The sequence below is a fragment of the Streptomyces tuirus genome, assembly GCF_014701095.1.
Taxonomy (GTDB): Bacteria; Actinomycetota; Actinomycetes; order Streptomycetales; family Streptomycetaceae; genus Streptomyces; species Streptomyces tuirus.
Genome location: NZ_AP023439.1, coordinates 4,998,091 through 5,021,027 on the forward strand (window position 1 = coordinate 4,998,091; position 22,937 = coordinate 5,021,027).

The window sequence follows — 22,937 nt, forward strand, 5'->3', positions numbered from 1 at the left end:
AGCAATCCCGCAAGGCTCACTCATGTTCGACCTCGCCGTCTTCGGCTCCCTGTTCCTGACCCTCTTCGTCATCATGGATCCCCCCGGGATCACGCCGATCTTCCTCGCGCTCACCGCCGGCCGCCCCGGCAAGGTGCAGAAGCGGATGGCCTTCCAGGCCGTCTGTGTCGCCGGTGGTGTGATCACCGTGTTCGGGCTCCTCGGGCACCAGATCCTGAACTATCTGCACGTGTCCGTGCCCGCGCTGATGATCGCGGGCGGTCTGCTGCTTCTGCTGATCGCGCTGGATCTGCTCACCGGGAAGACCGACGAGCCGAAGCAGACCAAGGACGTGAACGTCGCCCTCGTGCCGCTGGGCATGCCGCTGCTGGCCGGGCCCGGCGCGATCGTGTCGGTCATCCTCGCCGTGCAGAAGGCCCACAGCGTCGCCACCCAGGTGTCCGTGTGGACCGCGATCCTCGCCATCCACGTCGTGCTGTGGCTGGTGATGCGCTACTCGCTGGTGATCATCCGGATCATCAAGGACGGCGGTGTGGTCCTGGTGACCCGTCTGGCCGGCATGATGCTCTCCGCGATCGCCGTGCAGCAGATCATCAACGGCGTCACACAGGTGATCCAGGGGAGCTGACGATCCCCGTCAGGGCCTCAGGATGCCGCCGATCTCCTGGGCCGCCTCGGGGTGGCCGAGGTACTCCTCGATGTCGTGCGCGCGGTCGCGGCCGTTGGTGACGGGCGGCTGGGTGAGCTTCCCCCACCGTTCGTCCTCCAGGGGGCAGCCGATGGCCACCGCGTCGGTGGGGCACCAGACGTTCACCCAGTCACGCACCCGGGGCGGCTGGTGCGGGCCCCGGGTCAGAAGCCGCTCGTTGACACCGTCCAGGCCGAGCGGGCTGCCCGCGGTGACCAGCAGGACGGGGTCGAGGCCCTCCGGGAGCCGGTTCAGGAGGTCCATGCCCACGACCGTGCCCAGGCTGTGCGTGACCAGCACCAGCTCGCCGCTGGTCGGCATCGTCTCCATGACGCAGTCCAGCACCGCCTGCCGCACGGCGCTGTCGCCGAGGTACAGGTCGACGTCCCGCAGGAACGTGGCGATGGTCCACTCGTCCAGGTCGGACCGGGCGGCCAGCCAGCTCAGCGGCCGGTGCAGCGCCCCGACCAGACCCGAACCAAAGCCCTCGGTGGAGGCCGGACCGTTCTGGGGCATGCCGGCCCGGGCGGCCGCCTCGTAGAGCAGCTGCTCGTAGGAACCCGTGGGGGACTCCGCGGCGAACACCTCGGCGGCAGCGGCGGCGCTCACCCGGTCGAGGCCGATGGGCTCCGCCGTGCTCTCCCTGCCGCTCACGAGGCCGTGCAGTCTCGTGCCGTAGAACGGGAACCACACGTCCTGCGGGTCGAGCGTGGGCATCGACGCGAGGGTGAGCCCGCGGTTCAGGCCGGCCGTCCAGGACCGGCGGCGTTCGTCGGGGCATTTCTCCTGCTGGGCCCGGCCGTGCAGGAAGACCAGGTGCCGACGGCCGCCGAAGGCGGTGCTGCGGGCCCGGAGCCCGACCCTGGGCCGCTGGGCCCCGGTCTCGCTCTCGGTGATCGGGACCGTCACCGGCACCCCGGGGACCGGCGGGGTCGTGACGCCCGGTACCGCGCCCGCTACCGCGCTCGGCCGCTCGGGCCGGGCCCCGGGGGCCGCAGCGGGGACGGCCGGTGCGGTGGCCATGGTCTGGTCCAGGCCGGCGTCCGGGCCCATCTCGGCCAGCAGGGCACGCCGAGCCGGGTCGAGGCCCAGCCCGGCCAGGTGCTTCAGGATCGAGCTGATCCGGATGCCCTCGTTGGCGACCCACTCGATGGCGTCGTCGCCGTCGCCCTGCTGCCAGGGCCGGCCGTCCTTGCGCAGGACGCGGCCCTGGTCGTCCTTCTTCGGCACGCCGCTGTGGTGCAGCGCCACGACCTCCCACTGGTCGTTGAAGACGGGGGAGCCGGAGTTCCCCGGTTCGGTGTCGGTCGTGTAGTGGACGAAGTCGTCCAGCCGGACCAGCACCGCGTTGTCACGCAGCGCGATCTCCTTCAGCCGCCCCGAGGGGTGGCCGATGATGTTCACCTTCTCGCCGAGCACCAGCTTGCCGGTCTGCACGCTCAGCCGGTTCCAGCCGAAGATCTCGCCCGGGGCGGGGCCGTCCTGGGCGGGCTTCACCGCGACCAGGGCGAAGTCGAGCCGCCGGTCCGCGGCGAAGAACGTCCCGGGGTCGAGCTCCATCCGGACGACGGTGTCGGGCAGGTTGTCGGCCGTGACCTGGGCGTTGAACTCGGCGAAGCAGGTGCGGGCGAAGGCTTCGTCGGGCAGGACGTGGTGGTTGGTCATCAGCAGCCGCGGCGAGACCAGGAAGCCGGTGCCGTGCGGCAGCTCCCGGCCGTTGCGCCGCAGGGTGATCCGGGCGACCGTGGCTCCGGCACGGACCCCGCGCGGCAGGAAGCTCCAGGCCTGGAGCTCGTTGGACAGGTCGATGATCCGCTCGTTGGCGTCCGGCAGGTCCATGGCCTCGCGGTGGATGTCCGCCACCACCGCCGAGGGCGACAGACCACCCCGGCCGAGGATCCGGTCGGCGCGCACCGCCAGCGCGTCCGGGGAGTCCGGGAACCGCACGCCGGCCGCCATCCGGTCCTCGACCCGTTCGCGTTCCGTGGCCGAGTCCTCGTAGCGCCGCGCGGCCGCGTCGGCGGCCTGCTGGTGCAGTTCCTCGTGCGGCCGGTCCGTCACCGACATGCTCCACCGTCCTGTTCCGTTCGCGCCTTGCCCCCTACGGCCAGTACGCCCCCGACCAGGGACGTCCGCAACATCACAAGCCCCCGCACGGCCGATGCCGGGCGGGGGCTTGCGAAGTCTGGGAGATGCGAAGTCCGGGAGAGCTGCGCGCGTTATGAGGCCGTGGTCTCGGCCGGGCGGATCCAGAGGCGCTGCCCTACGGCGGCCGCCTGCTGGACGATGCGGTTGACGGAGGCGGCGTCCACAACGGTCGAGTCCACGGGTGTGCCGTCGACGTCGTCGAGTCGCATGATTTCGAAGCGCAAGGGCTTCTCCCTTCGTCTGGTCATCCTCCTGAGGAGAACTACTTGTGTGCGGCCACCAGGCCCGTGCCAGGTGTTCCGTATGGGTCAACAGAGATGTGGGGGTCAAACATTCCCTACGCTAAGGAAATTTTTCGAACGGCTAATTACTGACTCGTAAGAGTGTCGTTACGGGACCGACGGGGACCGGTTGTGTTCGCAGCGTGACCACCGGGACAATGGGGGTGATGAACGACGACCTCGCGGCCCTCCACACCCGCATCGACCACACCAACGAGCTGCTCCAGCGCATGCTCGCCGAGGTGGCGAAGACGCCCTCGACCCACGCGATCTTCGTCGATGCCGGGTATCTGTACGCGGCCGCGGGACGCCTCGTCGCCGGCACGGAGGACCGCCGCGCCTTCGACCTCGACGCCGAAGGCCTGATCGACGCGCTCATCGACAGGGCCCGCACGATCTTCGCGGACAGCCGGCTGCTGCGCGTCTACTGGTACGACGGTGCCCGGCGCCGCATCCACACGGCCGAGCAGCAGACCATCGCGGAACTGCCGGACGTCAAGGTGCGCCTCGGCAACCTCAACGCCAACAACCAGCAGAAGGGCGTCGACTCGCTCATCCGCTCCGACCTGGAGTCCCTCGCCCGGCACCGCGCCATCAGCGACGCGGCCCTGCTCGGCGGCGACGAGGACCTGGTCTCGGCGGTGGAGGCGGCGCAGGGGTACGGCGCCCGGGTCCACCTCTGGGGCATCGAGGCGCCGGAGGGCCGCAACCAGGCCGAGCCCCTCCTGTGGGAGGTCGACAGCCAGCGCACCTTCGACCTCGACTTCTTCAAGCCGTACGTCTCCCGCCGCACCGCCCCCGGCCATGAGACGACCGCGAACCGGCCCACCCGCGAGGACGTGCGGTTCGTGGGCGCGCAGATCGCCGCGAAGTGGCTGGCGGCACGCGGCCGGGACACGCTGATGGAGCTGCTGCCCGGGCATCCGTACCTGCCCGGGTCGGTGGACCAGGACCTGCTCGTGGAGGCGGAGGGCCTCCTGCAGTACTCGCTGCGCGGCCAGGCGGACCTCAGACGGGCGCTGCGCGACGGCTTCTGGGAGCATCTGCGAACGCAGTACTAGGCGGGGAGCGGGCCGGAGTCGTCGGGAGCGGGGAGCGGGCCGGAGTAGTCGGGAGCGGGGAGTGGTCTGTAGTCGTCGGGATCGGTCTGACGCCGTCGGGATCGGTCTGACGTCGTCGGCCAGGTGACTACATCCGACCCAGGCCGTCCCAGAAGTCGGCGAGGGCGTGGGCCGTGGGGAGCGGCTGGTCGGCGTTGGGGGAGTGCTCGGCTCCGGTGATGACCGTGCGATGCGCGTCCAGCCGCAGGGCCATGTCGTCCAGGATCGCCACCGGCCAGGTGTCGTCGTGCGCGCCCGACAGCACGTGGAACGGCAGCGGGACCGCGGCGAGTTCGGCCACGCGGTCCGGCTCGGTGCACAACTGGCGTCCGGTCGCGAGGAGTTGGGCAGGGCTGTGGCCCAGCCAGCGGCGGCGCAACTGGTCCTGGTCGCCGGGGCCGCGGGCGGGCCCGCCGACCTCCTCCGGCGGTCCCATGGCCTGGATGGCCTCCCACACCTGCGCCATCGACAGCACGGCGAGCGCGTCCCGCAGCAGCTTCACGCGCTGCTGCTGGGAGACGGAGATCTCCGCGGGGCCGGACGAGACCAGGGTGAACGAGATGAACGGGGAGTGGTCGAGCAGCACGGCCGCACGGGCGATCTGCCCGCCGAGCGAATGCCCCACGAGGTGCACGGGCCCACCCAGCGCCTCGGCCTGCGCGAGCACGTCCCGCGCGAGTTCCCGCTGGGCGTAGGCGGACTCGTCGTCCAGGGGGCCGACCGACTCGTGCTGCCCCCGCCCGTCCACGGCGACGACCCGGTACCCGCGCTGTGCGAGCGGCTCGTGGAGCAGCCTGAAGTCCTCCTTGCTGCCGGTGAATCCGGGCAGCATCAGGACGACTCCCCGCGCCTGCGCACCCGCTTCCGGCGACGCCGCCGAGTCGACGACGGCGAACTCGCCGCGTGTGGTGCGCAAGGGGTAGGCGCGGGCGCCCGGGGGCGGGGGGAAGGCGGGCTGGGGGTGGGTGGTCACGGGGCGAGGGTAGCGGGTGGGGGTGGGCGGGGAGGGGTGTTGTGCGTCGGGGGGGCGGTGGGGGTCGGTGGAAGGCTGGAGCTGTGCCCGGGCGGATTGGCGGGGTCGGGGCCTGTGTGCGGGGTGGGGATCAAAGGGGTCGGGCCCTGTGTCCCGGGTGGGGGGCGACGGGGAGCGGCGCTGTGCGGCGGGCGGGATCGGCGGGGCGCGCTGCGCGTGGGTGGGGATCGGCGGGGATCGGCGCCGTGCCCTGGTGGCTGGGCGGGGTCGGGCCCTGTGTGCGGGGTGAACTGTGAACGCCGACGGCCCGGCTCCCCGTGAGGGGGCCGGGCCGTCGCAGAGGGGTGAGTGGGTCAGCCCTCCGTGGGCTCCGCGGTGGCGGCGGCCTTGCGGGTGCGCCGAGCCTTGGGCTTCGCCTCCGCCGCGTCCTCCGAAGCGGCAGCCGTGGCTGCCGTAGCAGCCGTGGTCGCCTTGCGCGTGCGACGCGGCTTGGCGGCGGCCTCCGGCTCCTGATCCGCCTGTGCGGGGATCTCGGTGGGCTCGGCGGCCTTGCGGGTGCGGCGGCGCGGCTTGGCCTCCGTGCCCTCGGCCGTGTCGACGACGGCCTCCGCCGCCGCAGCGGCGGTCTTGCGCGTCCGGCGCGGCTTGGCCTCGGCGGCCTCCGCGTCCGGGGCGGCGGCGGCCGTCTTGCGCGTCCGCCGCGGCTTGGCCTCGGCGGCCTCCGGCTCATGAACCGTCTGGGCCGGGATCTCGGCGACTGCCACAGCGGCCTCGGCGGCCTCGGCGGCCTCGGCGGCCTTGCGGGTGCGGCGGCGCGGCTTGGCCTCCGTGCCCTCGGCCGTGTCGACGGCGGCCTCCGCCGGGGCGGCGGCCTTGCGCGTCCGGCGCGGCTTGGCCTCCACGGCCTCCGCGTCCGGGGCGGCGGTGGCCGTGCCCGTGGCGTCGGTGCTCTCGACGGCCTTGCGGGTGCGGCGGCGCGGCTTGGCCTCGGTGGCCTCCGCCGTGTCGAGTGCGGTCTCGGCCGCCGCCGTCGCCTTGCGCGTACGCCGGGGCTTCGCCTCGGCCGTCTCGGCCGGCTCGGCGGCGGTGTCCTCCACCGCGACCGCGGCCTTGCGGGCGCGGCGCGGCTTGGCCTCGGTCGCCTCCGCCGTGTCGACGCCCGTCTCGGCCTTCGCGGCCGTCTTGCGGGTGCGACGCGGCTTCGTCTCCGCCGGCTCCGGCGAGGACGCGACGGTCCCCTCGGCTGTGTCGACAGCCGCCTCGGCCGTGGACGCGGCGGCCTTGCGGGTGCGGCGGCGCGGCGTGGCGGCTGCCTCGGGCAGTGCCGTCTCCGCGGCGGCCGGGGCTTCGGCGACGATCGCCGGCTCCACGGCCGACGGCGTCACCGCTGACGCCTCGGTCTGCTCCGCAGGCGTCACCGCGGCCTCGGTCGCCACCGCCGGCGTCTCCGACGACCGGCGGGTGCGGCGCCGGCGCGGCTTCGAGGCCGCCTCGGCGGCTTCCGCGGCCGTGCCCTCCGCCGTGGCGACAGCGGTCTCCGCCTGCTCGGAGGCGGGGGACTCGACCGCCGCGACCTGAGCCTGCTCGGACTGCGCCCCACCGCGGGTGCGGCGACGGCGACGCGGAGTGCGCGGACCGGTCACGGCGTCGGCCTCGGCGGCACCGCCGGTGGCCGTGGTGCCCGGCGCGGTGCTGCCGGTGGACTCCGGCGCACCGTCCACCGTGGCCCCGCCACGGGTGCGGCGGCGACGACGCGGCGTACGCGACGACGGCTCGCGGTCGGCCGAACGGGACTCGTCCCGGTCGCCGCGGCCACCCCGGCCGCCGCGCCCGCGCGGCCCGCGGCCGCCCGGCTCGCCCAGGTCCTCCAGCTGCTCCGCGTCCAGCCCGGCGCGCGTGCGCTCCGAGCGCGGCAGGACGCCCTTCGTGCCCTCGGGGATGCCGAGGTCGGAGTAGAGGTGCGGGGAGGTGGAGTACGTCTCCGGCGGGTCGTTGAAGTCCAGCTCCAGCGCCTTGTTGATCAGCTGCCAGCGCGGGATGTCGTCCCAGTCGACCAGCGTGATCGCCGTACCCTTCGCGCCCGCGCGGCCCGTACGGCCGATGCGGTGCAGGTACGTCTTCTCCTCTTCGGGCGACTGGTAGTTGATGACGTGCGTCACGCCCTCGACGTCGATGCCGCGTGCGGCGACGTCGGTGCAGACGAGCACGTCGACCTTGCCGTTGCGGAAGGCCCGCAGCGCCTGCTCACGGGCGCCCTGGCCGAGGTCGCCGTGGACCGCGCCGGAGGCGAAACCGCGCTGCTTCAGCTGGTCCGCGAGATCGGCCGCCGTGCGCTTGGTACGGCAGAAGACCATGGCCAGCCCCCGGCCCTCGGCCTGGAGGATGCGCGCGACCATCTCGGGCTTGTCCATGTTGTGCGCGCGGTAGACGTACTGCTTGGTGTTCGCGACCGTCGCGCCCGCGTCGTCCGGCGACGTGGCACTGATGTGCGTGGGCTGCGACATGTAGCGGCGGGCGAGGCCGATGACCGCGCCCGGCATGGTCGCCGAGAACAGCATGGTCTGACGCCGCACCGGCAGCATGTTGATGATCTTCTCGACGTCGGGCAGGAAGCCCAGGTCGAGCATCTCGTCGGCCTCGTCGAGGACGAGGGACTTGACGTGCTTCAGGTTCAGCTTCTTCTGCCCGGCGAGGTCCAGCAGCCGGCCCGGGGTGCCGACGACCACGTCGACGCCCTTCTTGAGGGCCTCGACCTGGGGCTCGTAGGCCCGGCCGCCGTAGATGGCGAGGACGCGGACGTTGCGCACCTTGCCCGCGGTCAGCAGGTCGTTGGTGACCTGCGTGCACAGCTCGCGCGTGGGGACGACGACGAGCGCCTGCGGGGCCTCGGTGAGAGCCTCGGGCTCGGCGCGCCCGGCCTCGACGTCGGCGGGGACGGTGACGCGCTCGAGGAGCGGGAGACCGAAGCCCAGCGTCTTGCCGGTGCCGGTCTTGGCCTGGCCGATGACGTCCTTGCCCGACAGGGCCACGGGGAGCGTCATCTCCTGGATGGGGAAGGGGGTCATGATGCCGACGGCCTCAAGGGCCTCGGCGGTCTCGGGAAGGATTCCGAGCTCTCGGAACGTAGTCAGGGTGCTGCCTCTTCTGTGTGGGCGGCGCGAGGCGAGCGCGGGGTCGTGTCAGACCGTGCCGGGGACGTCGGCTGCCTACGGGCGGGCCGTAGAGCACGGGACCGCGCCGACGCTCTAGCGCTCGTGCCGCTGAGGGTGTCCCCCTCCGGGTCTCGTACGCACTGTGGCGGACGGCCGGGGAGGGCTGTCGGGTCGGAGCCGATCGGGCCACCGACCGGGCATCCTCATACGTGCGGCCTGTCGAGGTACGTCGACGTACCAGCAGGCGCATTACCACCATACCCCGGATTCGCGCACATGCGATGGCCGATTCGGTCACGTAGTCGTCGTCACAGTGATTCACCAGGGCCTTACGCCTCCCGGCGGGCGGGCTATTGTGCGCTTCATGACGAGCTCTGACAAGCCTGAGAACGCCTCGGACACCGCCGCCGCCGAACCCACCTCAGTCGCCGCCCGGGACTGGGCGACGGCCTCCGCCGACCCGCAGTACCGCGCCGCTGTCGTGGACCTGCTCGGTGCGCTCGCCTACGGGGAGCTGGCGGCGTTCGAGCGGCTCGCGGAGGACGCCAAGCTGGCGCCGACGCTGGCGGACAAGGCGGAGCTGGCGAAGATGGCGTCGGCGGAGTTCCACCACTTCGAGAGGCTGCGCGACCGGCTCGCCGAGATCGGTGAGGAGCCGACGCGGGCGATGGAGCCGTTCGTCGCCGCGTACGACGGGTTCCACAAGCAGACGGCCCCCTCGGACTGGCTGGAGGGACTGGTCAAGGCCTACGTCGGCGACTCCATCGCCAGCGACTTCTACCGCGAGGTCGCCGCCCGGCTGGACTCCGACTCCCGCGATCTGGTGCTGGCCGTGCTCGACGACACGGGGCACGGCGGCTTCGCCGTGGAGAAGGTACGGGCCGCGATCGAGGCCGATCCGCGCGTCGGCGGGCGGCTCGCGCTGTGGGCGCGGCGGCTGATGGGCGAGGCCCTGTCGCAGTCCCAGCGGGTGGTCGCCGACCGGGACGCGCTGTCGACCATGCTGGTGGGCGGTGTCGCGGACGGCTTCGATCTCGCCGAGGTCGGCAAGATGTTCTCGCGGATCACCGAGGCCCACACCAAGCGGATGGCCGCACTGGGGCTGGCCGCCTAGGCCTGCGCCGTCCGGCCGGTCCACGAGGTCACAAGCGCCACCATCGGCGGCCCGTCACGCGGTCGCCGATCGGCGGCGCAGTCTTCCCGCGGGGCGCAGCAGCAGCGACAGCGAGGCCACGGAGACGATGGCCGCGCCGAGCAGGACCAGCAGCACATGCCCCGCGTCGAGCGCGCTGTGCATGACGAAGGCCCCGAAGAGGGCACCGGCGACGCCGGTCGACAGGACCATGGGGCGGGCCGGGAGACGGTGCGGCAGACGTTGCGTCGCCGCCCACGCCAGAGCGAGGCCGAGGATCGCGGAACTCAGCGCTTCCAGGAGCATGTCGGGGTCCCTCCCACATGGCCGGCCTGCCCAAATCGGTCGTAGCCCGTCTTACCCCTGACCTGCGGAATCCAATCCACCCCTGTGGGCGACTTGTGCTCCATCCGTGAAGGAACCGGTGCGCCGCAAGGGGAAGCCGAGGGCTACGCGGGAGGGGTGTCCGGGAGAGGGCGACGCAAACGGGGGGCGTGCAAACGGGGCGGGACCGGGGGCACGCGAACGGCGCGGGACGGACGGCACGCGAACGGGGCGGGACGGACGGCACGCGAACGGGGCGGGACGGCCGAAGCCGTCCCGCCCCGTTCGCGTGCCTGCGCCTACAGCGCGCCGAAGCCCACCTTGCGCGGGGCCGGCTCACCGATCTCGACGTACGCGAGACGGTCGGCCGGGACGAGGAGCTTGCGGCCGTGCTCGTCCACGAGGCTCAGCAGCTGAGACTTACCAGCCAGCGCCTCGGCGACCACGCGCTCGACCTCCTCGGCAGTCTGACCGCTCTCCAGAACGATCTCGCGGGGCGCGTGCTGCACGCCGATCTTGACCTCCACGGCTATGTCCCTCCGACGGTCAGTGATGTGCGCGGCCTTCCGCGCCGTACGCAGCACACATTAGCCCGGTGAGGGGACGTACATGCTCCGCCCGAGAACGCCACGAGCGAACATCGGGCGGGAACAAGAACATCGGGCGGGAACAAGAGGCCGTCAGTGGTTCGGCTGGTCCATGCCGTGCAGCGGGAAGCCCGCGATGCCGCGCCACGCCAGCGAGGTCAGCAGCTGCACGGCCTGGTCGCGCGGCACGCTGCGGTCGCTGTGCAGCCAGGACCGCGCCACCACCTGGGCGAGGCCGCCCATGCCCGAAGCGAGCAGCATCGACTCCGCGCGCGACAGGCCGGTGTCCTCGGCGATGACGTCGCAGATCGCCTCCGCGCACTCGTTCGTGACCTTGTCGACGCGCTCGCGCACGGCGGGCTCGTTCGTCAGGTCCGACTCGAAGACGAGGCGGAACGCGCCGCCGTCGTCCTCGACGTAGGCGAAGTAGGCGTCCATCGTCGCCCGGACGCGCTGCTTGTTGTCGGTCGTCGACGCGAGCGCGTTCCGTACGGACTGGATGAGCGACTCGCAGTGCTGGTCCAGCAGCGCGAGATAGAGGTCGAGCTTGCCCGGGAAGTGCTGGTAGAGCACCGGCTTGCTGACGCCCGCGCGCTCCGCGATGTCGTCCATCGCTGCCGCGTGGTAGCCCTGGGCCACGAAGACCTCCTGGGCGGCACCCAGGAGCTGGTTGCGTCGGGCACGGCGCGGCAGGCGTGTGCCCCGCGGGCGAACCGCCTCTGTCTGCTCGATGGCTGTCACGCCGCCTCCCATAGTCGTCCACGTGCGGATCTGGCCGCGTCGCCATCGTACTTTTCGGTAACCGTGGTGTGCGCGGTGAGAACGCAGAATTTCACGGACCGGACGGATACGAAAGCGGTTGCGAAAGTTTCAAACAGGGGCAGAGCGGGCAAAATGCTGCCTCTTTCCCGTTCGGTGAAGCTGTTCGTCGCCCGTCGGCGGCGAATCTCACCGGTAGTCGTCCTCGTCGAGCGAGACGATCCGGGCCTGCTCCACCAGATCGGCCTCGTTGGCGCGGAGCGGGTCGACGCCGGTCAGCGGGTCGTCGTGGTCCGGCGCGAGCTCCGCATGCTGCTCGGCCGCGTCGACCTCGGGGGCCTCGACGTCGAACTCCTGCGGCTCGGGCGCTTCCTCGGCCTCGAACGTCTCCGGGTCGGTGGGGTCTACGGCCATGCTGGGCTCCCTTCCTACGAACGTCCCTGGGAATGCAGGGGCCACACGCGGGTGCCCTCTCCATGAGCCTAGGAGACACCCGATCCGGACGCTATGCGATCCGCGTCCAGGACGTGACGCAGTGCTCGTCCCGTCGACTGCTACCCACGCACCCCCGGGTGCCTCCCTTTCCGGCACCTCAACTGGCCGATTCCTGTGACGGCGAACACAGGCGAACACATGAGTCACTGCGTGATCGTCTCGTAACATTGCCGCATGTCTTCGACCGAGCTGCCGTTCGTGCCGCCCGCCAATGTGCTGCCGAAGGTGGGGACCGTCCGGGTCGCGGAGGGCGAGCGCCTGCGGTCGGTCGAACTGCCCGGGGTCACCCTGACGGTCCGGTCGAGACCACCCGCGCGCGAGGGGCTGCCGCCCGCGCTGTACGTGCACGGGCTCGGCGGTTCCTCGCAGAACTGGTCGGCACTGATGGCGCTGCTGGACGGTGACGTCGACGGTGAGGCCCTCGACCTGCCGGGCTTCGGCGACTCCCCGCCACCGGACGACGGCAACTACTCCGTCACGGGGCACGCGCGCGCGGTGATCCGTTTCCTCGACGCCTCCGGCCGTGGTCCCGTGCACCTGTTCGGGAACTCCCTCGGTGGCGCCGTCACCACCCGTGTCGCCGCGGTTCGGCCCGATCTGGTCCGTACGCTCACGCTTGTGTCGCCCGCTCTGCCGGAAATCCGAGTGCAGCGCGCCGCCGTGCCCACGGGGCTGCTGGCGGTGCCGGGTGTCGCCCTGCTCTTCACGCGGCTCACCCGGGAGTGGACGGCGGAGCAGCGGGTCCGCGGCGTGATGGCGCTCTGTTACGGGGATCCCGGGCGGGTGACGCCGGAAGGATTCCGCAACGCCGTGCAGGAGATGGAGCGGCGGCTGCGGCTGCCGTACTTCTGGGACGCGATGGCGCGCTCCGCGCGCGGGATCGTCAACGCCTACACGCTGGGCGGCCAGCAGGGGCTGTGGCGTCAGGCCGAACGGGTTCTGGCGCCGACCCTCCTCGTCTACGGAGGCCGTGACCAGCTCGTCGGCTTCCGTATGGCCCAGAAGGCGGCCCGGGCCTTCCGTGACTCCCGGCTGGTGACGTTGCCCGATGCGGGTCACGTGGCGATGATGGAGTACCCGGAGACCGTGGCCATGGCGTTTCGCGAACTCCTCGAAGATGCGGGAGAGTTGGGCGCGCAGCGAGCGAAGCGGGCCGACCGGGCGAGAGCCGGGGGCGACGCCTTCGACGAAGAAGGCACCGACGAGAGCATGGGGGGCTGAGGCGCGACGTGGGACGCCACAGCCGCCGCGGGCCGGTCGCCAAGGGCGACAGCGCGGACACAGCAGCAGTACGGGCCGGCCGGACCGGTGCCGCGCAGGGGCAGAGGCCGGGCCAGGGCCAGGGCCAGCCACCCGAGGCCCGCCGGGAAGCCCGGACCGCACCACCGGGCGCGCCGCAGGGTGGCTGGCCGCCGCCAGGAGAGCGCCGCGTGCCGGGGCCGCGGCCCGCATCCATGGACGGCAGCCTGCCGCACGGCACGCCGCCGCACGGCATGCCGCGCCTGCCCGACGGCTGGCACCCTGACGGCACACCGGCGCAGGGCGTTCCGCGCCTGCCCGACGGGACTCCGGCACGCGGTGGGCCGAGGCTGCCTGACGGGACTCCGGCGCCGGGCGTTCCCCGGATGGCCGACGGGACTCCGGCGTGGGGCGTTCCGCGGTTCCCGGACGGAACTCCGGCACGGGGCGTTCCGAGGCCGGCCGACGGAAGTCCGCAACGCGGCGTTCCGCGCTTCCCGGACGGGACTCCCGCGCAGGGCGTTCCCCGGCTGCCGGACGGTACCCCCGCGCACGGCACGCCCCGGGTTCCCGGGGGCACGCCGCCGCACGGTGTGCCGAGGCTGCCCGACGGGACTCCCGCGCACGGCTTTCCGCACGCGCGTGGCGCCCATCCCGAGCAGCGGGAAGCCGGGGGCGGCTGGGGTGAGTTGAGGGGGAGTGGCGGGGGGCCCGCCGGTGTCGGTGTTCCCATACCGCGGCAGCGCCGGGCCTCCGTGCCCGGGCCGCGGCAGGACTACCTCGACGCCTTCCACGAGGAGGACGACGTCTTCGCGCCCCGTACGCCCGCCTCCGCGCACGCCGCGGACGCCTACGCCTCCGTCGCGGACTGGACCGTCGGCACCCCGGCCGACTCCGGGTCCGGCGGCCACGACGAGGCGGGGCCCACCGGTACGCCCGTTCCGGGCAGGGGCGGCAAGGGCCGCGCCTTCACCGGTATCGCGGCCGCGGCCGTCACCACCGTGCTGGCCGTCATCGTCGCCGGCCAGGTCGCCGACGACCCCGGCGGCGCCGGCGTGCAGTCCCAGTCCGCCCCCGACCGGGCCCGTGACCTCCCGGGCGGTGCGTCCCGCGCGGACGGCCGGGCGCCCGCTCCCGAGGTCAAGCCCCTGACGTACGACGAGAAGATGGGCCGGATCTACCCGCTCGGAGCCGAACTCACGGGATCCGGGAAGTTCGACGCCGTTCCCGGCATCGCCAAGGCACCGGGCGCCGGGCAGAAGTTCACCTACCGCGTGGACGTGGAGCAGGGGCTCGGGCTGGACGGCGCGCTGTTCGCCGAGGCCGTGCAGAAGACGCTCAACGACCAGCGCAGCTGGGCCCACAACGGCGCGCGCACCTTCGAGCGCATCCACTCCGGCGAGCCCGACTTCGTGATCACGCTCGCCAGCCCCGGCACGACCGCCGACTGGTGCGCCAAGTCGGGCCTGGACACCACCGAGGACAACGTCTCGTGCGACTCGGCCGCGACCGAGCGCGTGATGATCAACGCCTACCGGTGGGCGCAGGGCTCGGAGACCTACGACGACGCCGAGATCCACGCCTACCGGCAGATGCTGATCAACCACGAGGTCGGCCACCGCCTCGGCTACGGCCACGTCACCTGCGACAAGGACGGCGACCTCGCACCGGTCATGCAGCAGCAGACCAAGTTCCTCGACCACGACGGCATCCACTGCCGCGCCAACGCCTGGCCCTACCCCGGGAGTTGACAGGCGTCACCGCAGGTGTGGCGGCGCGCGCGTTGACATGCTCGGAAAGTTGGTTCATATTTCTGGGCATGTCGTCCCGTCACGTCTCCGTTCGCGCCGCCATCGAGCTGGCGCTCATCGGCGTGACCCCGCTCTGCGTGGCCGACATTCACTGTTGCTGACGCCCGCCCCAGGCGCGCGTCGCTGACCCTCCCCGTGACTCCGTCACGGCTCTTTCGACGACCCGGCGCCGGGCAGACGCCTGTCTTCATCCGTCTCACCCTTCGTCATCTCGTCTCGGTATCCGAGATCTGTGATCCGCGGTCCGTAGTCCGCGGTCCGTAGTCCGCGGTCCGTGATCCGCAGTCCGCGATCCGCGGTCCGTGATTCCTGATCCGTGTGTCCTGATCCGTGTGTCCTGATCCGTCTCCCTCGACCCGTACTACGCGATCGGCGACAGTTCGCCGAGGTGTACCGGTGCACGCGCGCGTGTCCCGGCGGGCGGCACGCGCGCGTGCCGTGGAGGTCCTGGACCGGGTGGGCATCCCGGACGCGGCCCGGCGGTCCCGGTCCCGGCCGCACGAGTTCAGCGGCGGCATGCGCCAGCGCGCCCTGATCGCCATGGCGCTCGCGTGCGAGCCCCGGCTGCTGATCGCCGACGAGCCGACGACCGCCCTGGACGTCACCGTCCAGGCCCAGGTCCTCGACCTGCTGCACACCCTGCGCGAGGAGACCGGCATGGGCCTGCTGTTCGTCACGCACGACGTGGGCGTCGCCGCCGAGAGCGTCGACGAGGTGCTGGTGATGCGGCACGGCCGGGCGGTCGAGCACGGCCCGGTCGCCGGCGTGCTGGGCGCACCGGCCGAGCCGTACACCCGGGAGCTGCTGGCCGCGGTCCCACGGCTGGACGCACCGCGGAAGGACTCGACGGCCCCCGGGGAGGTCGTCCTTCAGGCGACCGGCCTGCGGCGCGGGTTCGGGCGCGTCCGCCACGGGAAGGCGGCGGTCACGGCCGTGGACGACGTGTCGCTGACCCTGCGCCGCGGCGAGACCCTCGAGATCGTCGGCGAGAGCGGCAGCGGCAAGACGACCCTCGGGCGCATGCTCGTCGGGCTGCTGGCGCCGACGGCCGGATTGCTGGTCTTCGAGGGCCGCCCGCACACCGGGGTGAACCCGGCCGTGCAGATGGTCTTCCAGGACCCCGTCTCCTCCCTCAACCCCCGCCGCAGCGTGGGCGAGTCCATCGCCGACCCCCTGCGCGCCCGAGGTGAACGGCAGGAGGGGCGCATCCGGGAGCGCGTGGAGGAACTGCTGGAGCGCGTGGGGCTCGAAGCGGGGCATTACGAGCGCTACCCCCATGAGTTCAGCGGCGGGCAGCGCCAGCGCGTCGGCATCGCCCGGGCACTCGCGGCCGACCCGCGCGTCCTCGTCTGCGACGAGCCGGTCTCGGCCCTCGACGTCACCACCCAGGCGCATGTGGTCGCCCTGCTGGGGGAGTTGCAGCGCGAACTCGGGCTCGCGCTGGTCTTCGTCGCGCACGACCTGGCCGTCGTCCGCCAGGTCAGCAACCGGGTCGCCGTGATGCGGCGCGGCCGGATCGTCGAGGTGGGGCCCGCGGAGGACGTGTACGAGACGCCGCGCGACCCGTACACCAGGCAGCTGCTCGCCGCGGTACCGGCACTGGACCCGGAGGCAGCGGCACGACGGCGGGCTCGGCGACGGGAGTTGGCGGCGGCGTGACGCGGGGGCGCGGTGTCGGGGGTTGGCGGCGGCGTGACGTGGGGGCGCTGCGTAGGGGGTTTGCTGCGGGGAGGCTCGGCGCTCGCGTTGGGAGTCGGTCGCGGGGAGCGGCGGCGCTCGGCGTCGGGAGTCGGTTGAGGGGAGGCTTGGCGCTCGGCGTCGGGAGTTGGCGCGGCATGACGATCTGTGTCCGCTTGATCTCCTAGCGCGACAGAACGCGACCCGCACAGGAAAGTTACGACCGTTCACCCCTTTTGGTGGTGCGACGGACAACCGTCCATCGCACCACCGCCTTGTCCGCATACGTTCGTCCCGCTGCGAGCCGCCGGGCAACGGCGGCTCCCCATACGGGAGATCGGGGGTGCACTCGTGCGCATCGGACTGCTTACGGAAGGTGGCTATCCGTATGTGAGCGGTGACGCCAGGCTCTGGTGCGACCGGCTGGTACACGGACTCGCCCAGCACGAGTTCGACGTCTACGCGCTCAGCCGCAGCGAGCACCAGGAGGACGAGGGCTGGATCCCGCTGCCACCGAACGTCCGCCGGGTGCGCACCGCCCCGCTGTGGATGGCCGAGGACGACGAGGTGGTGCTCGGGCGCCGCGCACGCCGGCGGTTCACCGAGCACTTCGGGGAACTGGCCGCCGTGCTGTGCGGGGTCCCCGTGGGTGCCTCGGGAGCGGTCAGGAGCCTCTCCGAGGGTGCGCCGGCCTCTGAGGCGGACCGTTTCGCCAACGCCCTGTACGGGCTCGCCGAACTCGCCCGCGACGAGGGCGGGCTGGCGGGCGCCCTTCGCTCGGAGGCCGCCGTGCGCACCCTCGAACGCGCCTGTCGCGCGCCCGGCGCCCACCGCGCCGCGCGCGAGGCGCGCGTCCCGGATCTGCTCGCCGTCGCCGCCCATCTGGAACGCGCCCTGCGCCCCCTCTCCCTCGACTGGTACGAGGACGACGGACTCGGCGCGGTCGACCTCTGCCACGCCGCGTCCGGCGGCACGGCCGTCCTGCCCGGACTGCTGGCCCGGCACTTCACCGGCGTGCCCCTGATGGTCACCGAGTACGGCGTGCGCCTGCGGACGCACTACCTCACCACCCCGGACGCCCCACCCGCCGTACGGTCGCTGCTGGCCGCCTTCCAGGGGCGGCTCGCGGCCGAGGCCTACGGGCGGGCCGAGGTCGTCACCGCCGGCAACACCCACACCCGCCGCTGGCAGGAGCGCTGCGGCGCCGACCGCGAGAAGCTCCGCACGGTCTACCCCGGTATGGACGCACGGCCCTTCGCGGACGTGGGCGAATCCCCGGACTGCGCCGATCCGGGCACGCTCGTCTGGGTCGGCCGCGTCGAGCCAGCCAAGGATCTGGTCTCGCTCCTGCACGCCTTCGCGGAGGTCCGCAAGCAGCAGCCGAAGACCCGCCTGCGCATCGTCGGCGCTCCCGGCGGCCCCGAGGGCGCGGCCTACCTCGGGCACTGCAGGACACTGGCCGCCCAGCTCTTCCCCGACGAGGCCGCGGGCCCGCACGCCGCCGGCGACAACCCGGTGTCCTTCGAGGAGATCGGCGGCCCCGACCTCCCGGTCGCCGCCGACGCCTACGCCTCCGGTGCCGTGACCGTCCTCTCCAGCGTCGTCGAGGGCTTCCCTGTCGGCCTCGCCGAGGCCATGCTCTGCGGGCGCGCCACGGTGTCGACGGACGTCGGCGCGGTCGTGGAGGTCATCGGCGGCACCGGGCTCGTCGTGCCGGCGCGCAATCCGCGGGCGCTCGCCGAGGCGTGCGTGGCGCTGCTGCGTGACCCCGAGCGCCGTGCGCGCCTTGGGGCCGCCGCCCGCGCCCGTGCCCTCGAACTGTTCACGGTCGAGCAGAACATCGAGGCATTTCACGGCATTTACCTGGAGATCGTCTCGCGTGCGCCCGTCCGCCGGGTCGTTCTCGACGGAGCGGGGGAGCCGTTGCCGTTCTCGGTTCCCGCTGAGGCGCACGTGCCGGTCGGCTGGACCGCTGCCTCACCCCGCCTCGCCGCCCGCGGCGGCCCCGGCTGGGCGACGGGCAGGCCCGTACGCGCCACCACTCCCGTCCCGGCCCCGGAGGGAGCACGATGAGCGGCCTGGACGAACTGGACCGACCGGGCACCCCAACCGGCCCTGCCGGCGACGGCACGGGGTCGGGGGAGCGGGAGTCCGCTGTTGACCTCGCAGGGTCCGGGGAGCCGGAGTCGGCCGCCGACCGCGCAGGGTCTGGGGAGCCGGAGCCCGCCGCCCACCGCCCAGGGCCTGGGGAGCCGGAGTCCCCTGTTGACCGCGCAGGGTCTGGAAGGCGGGAGTCGGCCGCCGAGCACAGAGGGTCTGGAATGCCGGAGTCGGTCGCCGACCGCGCCGCCTCCACCCCTCGGCGCGGCGCCGTCGATCCGGTGAAAGCGCTGATGCACCGGCACCGGGAGCTCTGCGAGCGCGCGGTGGACCCCCTCGAGATCGCCGCCGGACTGGAGGCGCACGGCATCACCGACCGGACCGCCGCCCGCTTCCGGCACCGGGACGTCTTCTCCCTCGCCGAGGAGATGTACGCGCGCGTCTCCCGGGACGGAGACACGCCCCTGCCCGCCCCGCCCGCCGCTCCCCGCCTGCGCGCCGACTGGGTTCTGCTGACCCTCCTGCCCGGGGCGCTGTGCGCCGCCGCCATCACCGCCGTGCACCTCACCCACGGGCGGTCGCGTCTGTTCGCGGCGGCAGCCGGGGCCCTCGCCGTGGCCCTGGCCCTCCACGCGGCCTTGCGCCGGGGGCCTTTTAGCAGGACGGACCGGCCCGGGCCGCGGCCGGACGCAGCCTCCGGCAGGACCACCCCGTGGACCGTGTGGCTCGTCGCCTACTCCCTCCTCGGCAACGGCCTGCTCGACAACGCGCTCGCCGGAGGCCCCGACGCCCTGCCCACCGGCACGGCCGACGGTCCCTGGCCCCTCACCGCCGCCCCGGTCCTGGCCCTCGCCCTGGCCTGCGCACCCGCCGCCTGGGCCGCGCACCTCCTCACCGCCCGAGCCCGCCGCAAACTCGCTGCCAGCCGCGGCCTGGAAGACTTCGCCGCCGCCGTACGCCCCCTCCTGCTCGGCGTCTTCGCCCTGTTCCTGGGCGCCCTGGCAGTCCTGCTCGCCCTCAGCGGCGCGGCCCTCGGCGAGCCCGCGGCCTACAGCCAGGCCCTCACCCTGGGCGCCCTCCTCTTCCTGGCCCGCCTCCTCACCGCGCACGGCTTCCTCTACGCCCCCGCCGTGGTCCTCACCGCGGCGGCCACGGTCGAGGCGGCCGCCCTCGCCACGGTCTTCGCCTCCCGCCTCCCGGGTGCCGGCTTCCTGGCCACCCCCGTCCAAACCCTCGTCACCACCTGGGGCGCCGGCAGCGTCCCCACCCTCACCTGCGGGGCCGCGGCGCTGGCCCTCCTGGTCCACACGACCCGCAAGCTCACCCGGGCCTCGGCCCACGCACCGCCGGAGCCCGCGCGATGAGCGCATCGGGCCTCGGCGCCACCGCCGCGGGCAGCACCCGCCCCGTCCCTACCTTTCCGCCCCGAGGAGAACCCGCATGATCACCCACCCAGGAACCCCGGCGACATGGGGAGCCGTGCGATGAGAGTCCTGCTGATCGGAGCCAACGGCTACATCGGGCGCTTCGTCGCCGACCGCCTGCTCGCCGACCCGGCCGTGCAGCTCACCGCCCTCGGCCGCGGTGACGACGCCGACGTCCGCTTCGACCTCGCCTCCGGCAGCCCCGGCGCCCTCACCCGCTTCCTCGACGCGGTCCACCCGGGCGTCGTCGTCAACTGCGCCGGCGCCACCCGAGGCGGGGCCCGCGAGCTCACCCGCCACAACACCGTCGCCGTCGCCACCGTCTGCGAGGCCCTGCGCCGCAGCGGCTGCGGCGCCCGGCTGGTCCAGATCGGCTGCAGCGCGGAGTACGGCCCGAGCCAGCCCGGCTCCTCCACCGCCGAGGACGCCGTACCCCGGCCCGGCGGCCCGTACGGCGTCAGCAAACTCGCCGCCACCGAACTGGTCCTCGGCTCCGGCCTGGACGCCGTCGTCCTGCGGGTCTTCTCACCGGCCGGACCCGGCACCCCCGCCGGCTCCCCGCTGGGCCGCCTCGCCGAGGCCATGCGCCGGGCCATGCAGTCCGGGGACGGCGAGCTGAAACTCGGCGGCCTCGGCGCACAGCGCGACTTCGTCGACGTCCGCGACGTGGCCCGCGCCGTCCACGCCGCCTCGCTCTCCGCCGCACAGGGCGTCATCAACATCGGCTCCGGCCGCGCCGTGCGCCTGCGCGACGCCGCCGCCGTCCTCGCCCGCGTCGCCGGATACGGCGGCGCCCTCCACGAACTCGACGGACCGCCCGGTGCCCTGCGCACGGCCATCGGCCACCCCCGCCCCGACCCGGACCACGCCCCTCCCGTTGCGTACCCGTACCCCGACGGCTGTGGCAGCTGGCAGCAGGCCGACGTGCGCACCGCGCGCGACCGGCTCGGCTGGCGTCCCCGGATCGGCCTGGAGGAGTCCCTCGCCGACATCTGGATGGAGGCGGCATGCCGCATCTGACCAGATCCCGGCGGCACACCTCGGACACCGAACTGCGCCCCGGCGTCGGCGTCCCCGGCTTCGCGCATCCCCTCCTCGCCCCCACCGAGTGGGGTGAGCTGACCCGCCCCGGCACTCCGCTGCACTGGGTCGTCCTCAACGTGGCGGACGGCCCCGGCGCCCGCCCCGACCCGCACTGCCTGGAGGCGGCCGGCCGGCTGCGCAACGCGGGCATCCGCGTCCTCGGCCGCCTCGACACCCGGTACGGCACCCGCAACTTCGGCGAGCTGATCTCGGACGCCCACCGGTTCGTCGACTGGTACCAGGTCGACGGCTTCCTCCTGGAGCACTGCCCGGCCGACCACGCCGGGCTGCCCCAGGTCCGCCGCACGGTCGCCACACTGCGGGTGATCCGTGACGCTGCCCACGTCGTCCTCGGTCACGGCATCCACCCGCACCCCGGCTACGTCGAACTCGCCGACCAGCTGGTCACCTTCTCCGGACCCTGGAGCGACTACCGCTGGTCGCAGGTGGCCGAGTGGACCGCCGACCACGCGCCCGAGCGCTTCTGCCACTTCGTCCACGGTGTGCCCCACCCGCACCTGGCCGAGGCGCTGCGCATCGCCCGCTGGCAGGGCGCCGCGACGGTCTGGATGACCGACCACACGGATCGCGGCGGAAGCACCGACCCCTGGGAGGCCATGCCCGGTTACTGGGACGAATTCGTCTCGCGGATCGGAACAGGTGTCTCGGAATGAAAAAGGCCATGGCACTGTTACGGGGAGAACAACCGTAGTGATTGACCGACCAACGGAGTCCCCGTGTCGCTGCCACCCCTGGTCGAGCCCGCTTCCGAGCTCACCGTAGACGAGGTCCGCAGGTACTCCCGCCACCTGATCATTCCCGACGTGGGGATGGACGGGCAGAAGCGGCTGAAGAACGCCAAGGTGCTGTGTGTGGGCGCCGGCGGCCTGGGCTCGCCGGCGCTGATGTACCTGGCCGCCGCGGGTGTCGGCACCCTCGGCATCGTGGAGTTCGACGAGGTCGACGAGTCGAACCTGCAGCGTCAGATCATCCACAGCCAGGCCGACATCGGCCGCCCGAAGGCCGAGTCCGCCCGCGACAGCGTCAAGGGCATCAACCCGTACGTGAACGTGATCCTTCACGAGGAGCGGCTCGAGGCCGACAACGTGATGGACATCTTCAGCCAGTACGACCTGATCATCGACGGTACGGACAACTTCGCGACCCGCTACCTGGTCAACGACGCCTGCGTGCTGCTGAACAAGCCGTACGTCTGGGGCTCGATCTACCGCTTCGACGGCCAGGCGTCCGTCTTCTGGTCCGAGCACGGCCCCTGCTACCGCTGCCTCTACCCGGAGCCCCCGCCCCCCGGCATGGTCCCCTCCTGCGCCGAGGGCGGCGTCCTGGGCGTGCTCTGCGCGTCCATCGGCTCCATCCAGGTCAACGAGGCCATCAAGCTCCTCGCCGGCATCGGCGACCCGCTGGTCGGCCGGCTGATGATCTACGACGCCCTGGAGATGCAGTACCGCCAGGTCAAGGTCCGCAAGGACCCGAACTGCGCGGTCTGCGGTGAGAACCCGACCGTCACCGAGCTCATCGACTACGAGGCCTTCTGCGGCGTCGTCTCCGAAGAGGCCCAGGCGGCGGCCGCCGACTCCACGATCACTCCCAAGCAGCTCAAGGAGTGGATCGACGACGGCGAGAGCATCGACATCATCGACGTCCGCGAGCCGAACGAGTACGAGATCGTCTCCATTCCGGGCGCCCGGCTGATCCCGAAGAACGAGTTCCTCATGGGCACCGCCCTGGAGAGCCTGCCGCAGGACAAGAAGATCGTCCTGCATTGCAAGACGGGTGTCCGCAGTGCGGAAGTCCTCGCGGTCCTGAAGTCCGCGGGCTTCTCGGACGCGGTACACGTCGGCGGTGGCGTGATCGGCTGGGTCAACCAGATCGAGCCGTCCAAGCCGGTGTACTGAGCCGTCCCGAGGTACCGAGCTCGGCCGGCGTGCTGAGCCGAGCCGGTC

At 72.9% G+C, this 22,937-nt stretch carries 19 protein-coding genes and 1 pseudogene; 12 read left to right on the plus strand and 8 right to left on the minus strand.

The genetic code is table 11. The annotated features are described in order from the left end of the window. Window positions 1-22: 22 nt before the first annotated feature. Window positions 23-628 (plus strand): MarC family protein, encoded by a 606-nt coding sequence (locus IGS69_RS23130; RefSeq protein WP_086562955.1) that lies wholly within the window; start codon window positions 23-25, stop codon window positions 626-628. A gap of 9 nt (window positions 629-637) precedes the next feature. Here the strand turns inward: IGS69_RS23130 and IGS69_RS23135 are convergent, their stop codons facing one another. Together IGS69_RS23135 and IGS69_RS23140 are read right to left on the minus strand one after the other, a co-directional pair. Then, window positions 638-2,755 (minus strand): trypsin-like serine peptidase, encoded by a 2,118-nt coding sequence (locus tag IGS69_RS23135; RefSeq protein WP_190902449.1) that lies wholly within the window; start codon window positions 2,753-2,755, stop codon window positions 638-640. Window positions 2,756-2,907: 152 nt separating this feature from the next. Next, window positions 2,908-3,060 carry a hypothetical protein gene (locus IGS69_RS23140; protein WP_190902450.1) on the minus strand — a complete coding sequence of 51 codons (153 nt, stop codon included), beginning with the start codon at window positions 3,058-3,060 and terminating at the stop codon, window positions 2,908-2,910. Window positions 3,061-3,284: 224 nt separating this feature from the next. On the opposite strand from IGS69_RS23140, the gene IGS69_RS23145 reads away from it, so the two are divergent. After that, a complete protein-coding gene (locus IGS69_RS23145) occupies window positions 3,285-4,178 on the plus strand; it encodes an NYN domain-containing protein (RefSeq protein WP_190902451.1) in 894 nt (297 codons plus the stop codon). A 127-nt stretch (window positions 4,179-4,305) separates the two neighbouring features. Here the strand turns inward: IGS69_RS23145 and IGS69_RS23150 are convergent, their stop codons facing one another. Both IGS69_RS23150 and IGS69_RS23155 read right to left on the minus strand, forming a co-directional pair. Continuing rightward, window positions 4,306-5,190, minus strand: coding sequence for an alpha/beta fold hydrolase (locus IGS69_RS23150; protein WP_190902452.1), 885 nt, complete (start codon window positions 5,188-5,190; stop codon window positions 4,306-4,308). Window positions 5,191-5,543: 353 nt separating this feature from the next. Continuing rightward, window positions 5,544-8,231 (minus strand): DEAD/DEAH box helicase, encoded by a 2,688-nt coding sequence (locus IGS69_RS23155; RefSeq protein WP_190904609.1) that lies wholly within the window; start codon window positions 8,229-8,231, stop codon window positions 5,544-5,546. Between the two features lie 475 nt (window positions 8,232-8,706). Between IGS69_RS23155 and IGS69_RS23160 the strand changes: the two genes are divergently transcribed. After that, on the plus strand, window positions 8,707-9,456 hold the full coding sequence (locus IGS69_RS23160; RefSeq protein ID WP_190902453.1) for a ferritin-like fold-containing protein: 750 nt from the start codon (window positions 8,707-8,709) through the stop codon (window positions 9,454-9,456). Window positions 9,457-9,510: 54 nt separating this feature from the next. Here the strand turns inward: IGS69_RS23160 and IGS69_RS23165 are convergent, their stop codons facing one another. The 4 genes from IGS69_RS23165 to IGS69_RS23180 form a co-directional block, all read right to left on the minus strand. Continuing rightward, window positions 9,511-9,780: a hypothetical protein gene (locus IGS69_RS23165; RefSeq protein ID WP_185014108.1), complete on the minus strand. Its 270-nt coding sequence runs from the start codon at window positions 9,778-9,780 to the stop codon at window positions 9,511-9,513. Window positions 9,781-10,097: 317 nt separating this feature from the next. Then, window positions 10,098-10,325, minus strand: coding sequence for a DUF3107 domain-containing protein (locus IGS69_RS23170; protein ID WP_030854792.1), 228 nt, complete (start codon window positions 10,323-10,325; stop codon window positions 10,098-10,100). Between the two features lie 153 nt (window positions 10,326-10,478). Next, complete coding sequence (locus IGS69_RS23175; RefSeq protein WP_190902454.1) at window positions 10,479-11,126, minus strand: TetR/AcrR family transcriptional regulator; 648 nt, start codon at window positions 11,124-11,126, stop codon at window positions 10,479-10,481. 207 nt (window positions 11,127-11,333) lie between these two features. After that, window positions 11,334-11,558 (minus strand): hypothetical protein, encoded by a 225-nt coding sequence (locus IGS69_RS23180; protein WP_190902455.1) that lies wholly within the window; start codon window positions 11,556-11,558, stop codon window positions 11,334-11,336. A 255-nt stretch (window positions 11,559-11,813) separates the two neighbouring features. Between IGS69_RS23180 and IGS69_RS23185 the strand changes: the two genes are divergently transcribed. The 9 genes and pseudogenes from IGS69_RS23185 (at window position 11,814) to moeZ (ending at window position 22,889) form a co-directional block, all read left to right on the plus strand. Then, on the plus strand, window positions 11,814-12,860 hold the full coding sequence (locus tag IGS69_RS23185) for an alpha/beta fold hydrolase (protein ID WP_190902456.1): 1,047 nt from the start codon (window positions 11,814-11,816) through the stop codon (window positions 12,858-12,860). An 8-nt stretch (window positions 12,861-12,868) separates the two neighbouring features. Then, window positions 12,869-14,629 carry a DUF3152 domain-containing protein gene (locus tag IGS69_RS23190; RefSeq protein ID WP_190902457.1) on the plus strand — a complete coding sequence of 587 codons (1,761 nt, stop codon included), beginning with the start codon at window positions 12,869-12,871 and terminating at the stop codon, window positions 14,627-14,629. Window positions 14,630-14,697: 68 nt separating this feature from the next. Next, window positions 14,698-14,790 (plus strand): Ms4533A family Cys-rich leader peptide, encoded by a 93-nt coding sequence (locus IGS69_RS35075; RefSeq protein WP_332836563.1) that lies wholly within the window; start codon window positions 14,698-14,700, stop codon window positions 14,788-14,790. 246 nt (window positions 14,791-15,036) lie between these two features. After that, window positions 15,037-16,348 (plus strand): annotated as a pseudogene (locus IGS69_RS23195) (dipeptide ABC transporter ATP-binding protein); the annotation flags it as partial. A 369-nt stretch (window positions 16,349-16,717) separates the two neighbouring features. Then, the gene (locus tag IGS69_RS23200; RefSeq protein WP_190902458.1) at window positions 16,718-18,439 is read left to right on the plus strand and encodes a DUF3492 domain-containing protein; all 1,722 of its coding nucleotides are present in this window, start codon (window positions 16,718-16,720) and stop codon (window positions 18,437-18,439) included. Then, window positions 18,436-19,830 (plus strand): hypothetical protein, encoded by a 1,395-nt coding sequence (locus tag IGS69_RS23205; protein WP_190902459.1) that lies wholly within the window; start codon window positions 18,436-18,438, stop codon window positions 19,828-19,830. The genes IGS69_RS23200 and IGS69_RS23205 overlap by 4 nt, the downstream gene beginning before the upstream one ends. Window positions 19,831-19,950: 120 nt before the next feature. Further along, a complete protein-coding gene (locus IGS69_RS23210) occupies window positions 19,951-20,910 on the plus strand; it encodes an NAD-dependent epimerase/dehydratase family protein (protein WP_010047687.1) in 960 nt (319 codons plus the stop codon). Further along, window positions 20,898-21,647 (plus strand): spherulation-specific family 4 protein, encoded by a 750-nt coding sequence (locus IGS69_RS23215; protein WP_190902460.1) that lies wholly within the window; start codon window positions 20,898-20,900, stop codon window positions 21,645-21,647. Before IGS69_RS23210 ends, IGS69_RS23215 begins: the two co-directional genes overlap by 13 nt. A 63-nt stretch (window positions 21,648-21,710) precedes the next feature. Then, window positions 21,711-22,889 (plus strand): adenylyltransferase/sulfurtransferase MoeZ, encoded by a 1,179-nt coding sequence (moeZ, locus tag IGS69_RS23220; protein ID WP_190902461.1) that lies wholly within the window; start codon window positions 21,711-21,713, stop codon window positions 22,887-22,889. Window positions 22,890-22,937 lie beyond the last annotated feature (48 nt).

What these genes read in the sequence shown, in the direction of transcription:
- IGS69_RS23165 (WP_185014108.1), bottom strand. Translation starts at nt 9,780, where the DNA reads ATGCTCCTGGAAGCGCTGAGTTCCGCGATCCTCGGCCTCGCTCTGGCG.
- IGS69_RS23130 (WP_086562955.1), top strand. Translation starts at nt 23, where the DNA reads ATGTTCGACCTCGCCGTCTTCGGCTCCCTGTTCCTGACCCTCTTCGTC.
- IGS69_RS35075 (WP_332836563.1), top strand. Translation starts at nt 14,698, where the DNA reads ATGTCGTCCCGTCACGTCTCCGTTCGCGCCGCCATCGAGCTGGCGCTC.
- IGS69_RS23205 (WP_190902459.1), top strand. Translation starts at nt 18,436, where the DNA reads ATGAGCGGCCTGGACGAACTGGACCGACCGGGCACCCCAACCGGCCCT.
- IGS69_RS23210 (WP_010047687.1), top strand. Translation starts at nt 19,951, where the DNA reads ATGAGAGTCCTGCTGATCGGAGCCAACGGCTACATCGGGCGCTTCGTC.
- IGS69_RS23160 (WP_190902453.1), top strand. Translation starts at nt 8,707, where the DNA reads ATGACGAGCTCTGACAAGCCTGAGAACGCCTCGGACACCGCCGCCGCC.
- IGS69_RS23215 (WP_190902460.1), top strand. Translation starts at nt 20,898, where the DNA reads ATGCCGCATCTGACCAGATCCCGGCGGCACACCTCGGACACCGAACTG.
- IGS69_RS23185 (WP_190902456.1), top strand. Translation starts at nt 11,814, where the DNA reads ATGTCTTCGACCGAGCTGCCGTTCGTGCCGCCCGCCAATGTGCTGCCG.
- IGS69_RS23180 (WP_190902455.1), bottom strand. Translation starts at nt 11,558, where the DNA reads ATGGCCGTAGACCCCACCGACCCGGAGACGTTCGAGGCCGAGGAAGCG.
- IGS69_RS23155 (WP_190904609.1), bottom strand. Translation starts at nt 8,231, where the DNA reads ATGACGCTCCCCGTGGCCCTGTCGGGCAAGGACGTCATCGGCCAGGCC.
- IGS69_RS23145 (WP_190902451.1), top strand. Translation starts at nt 3,285, where the DNA reads ATGAACGACGACCTCGCGGCCCTCCACACCCGCATCGACCACACCAAC.
- IGS69_RS23135 (WP_190902449.1), bottom strand. Translation starts at nt 2,755, where the DNA reads ATGTCGGTGACGGACCGGCCGCACGAGGAACTGCACCAGCAGGCCGCC.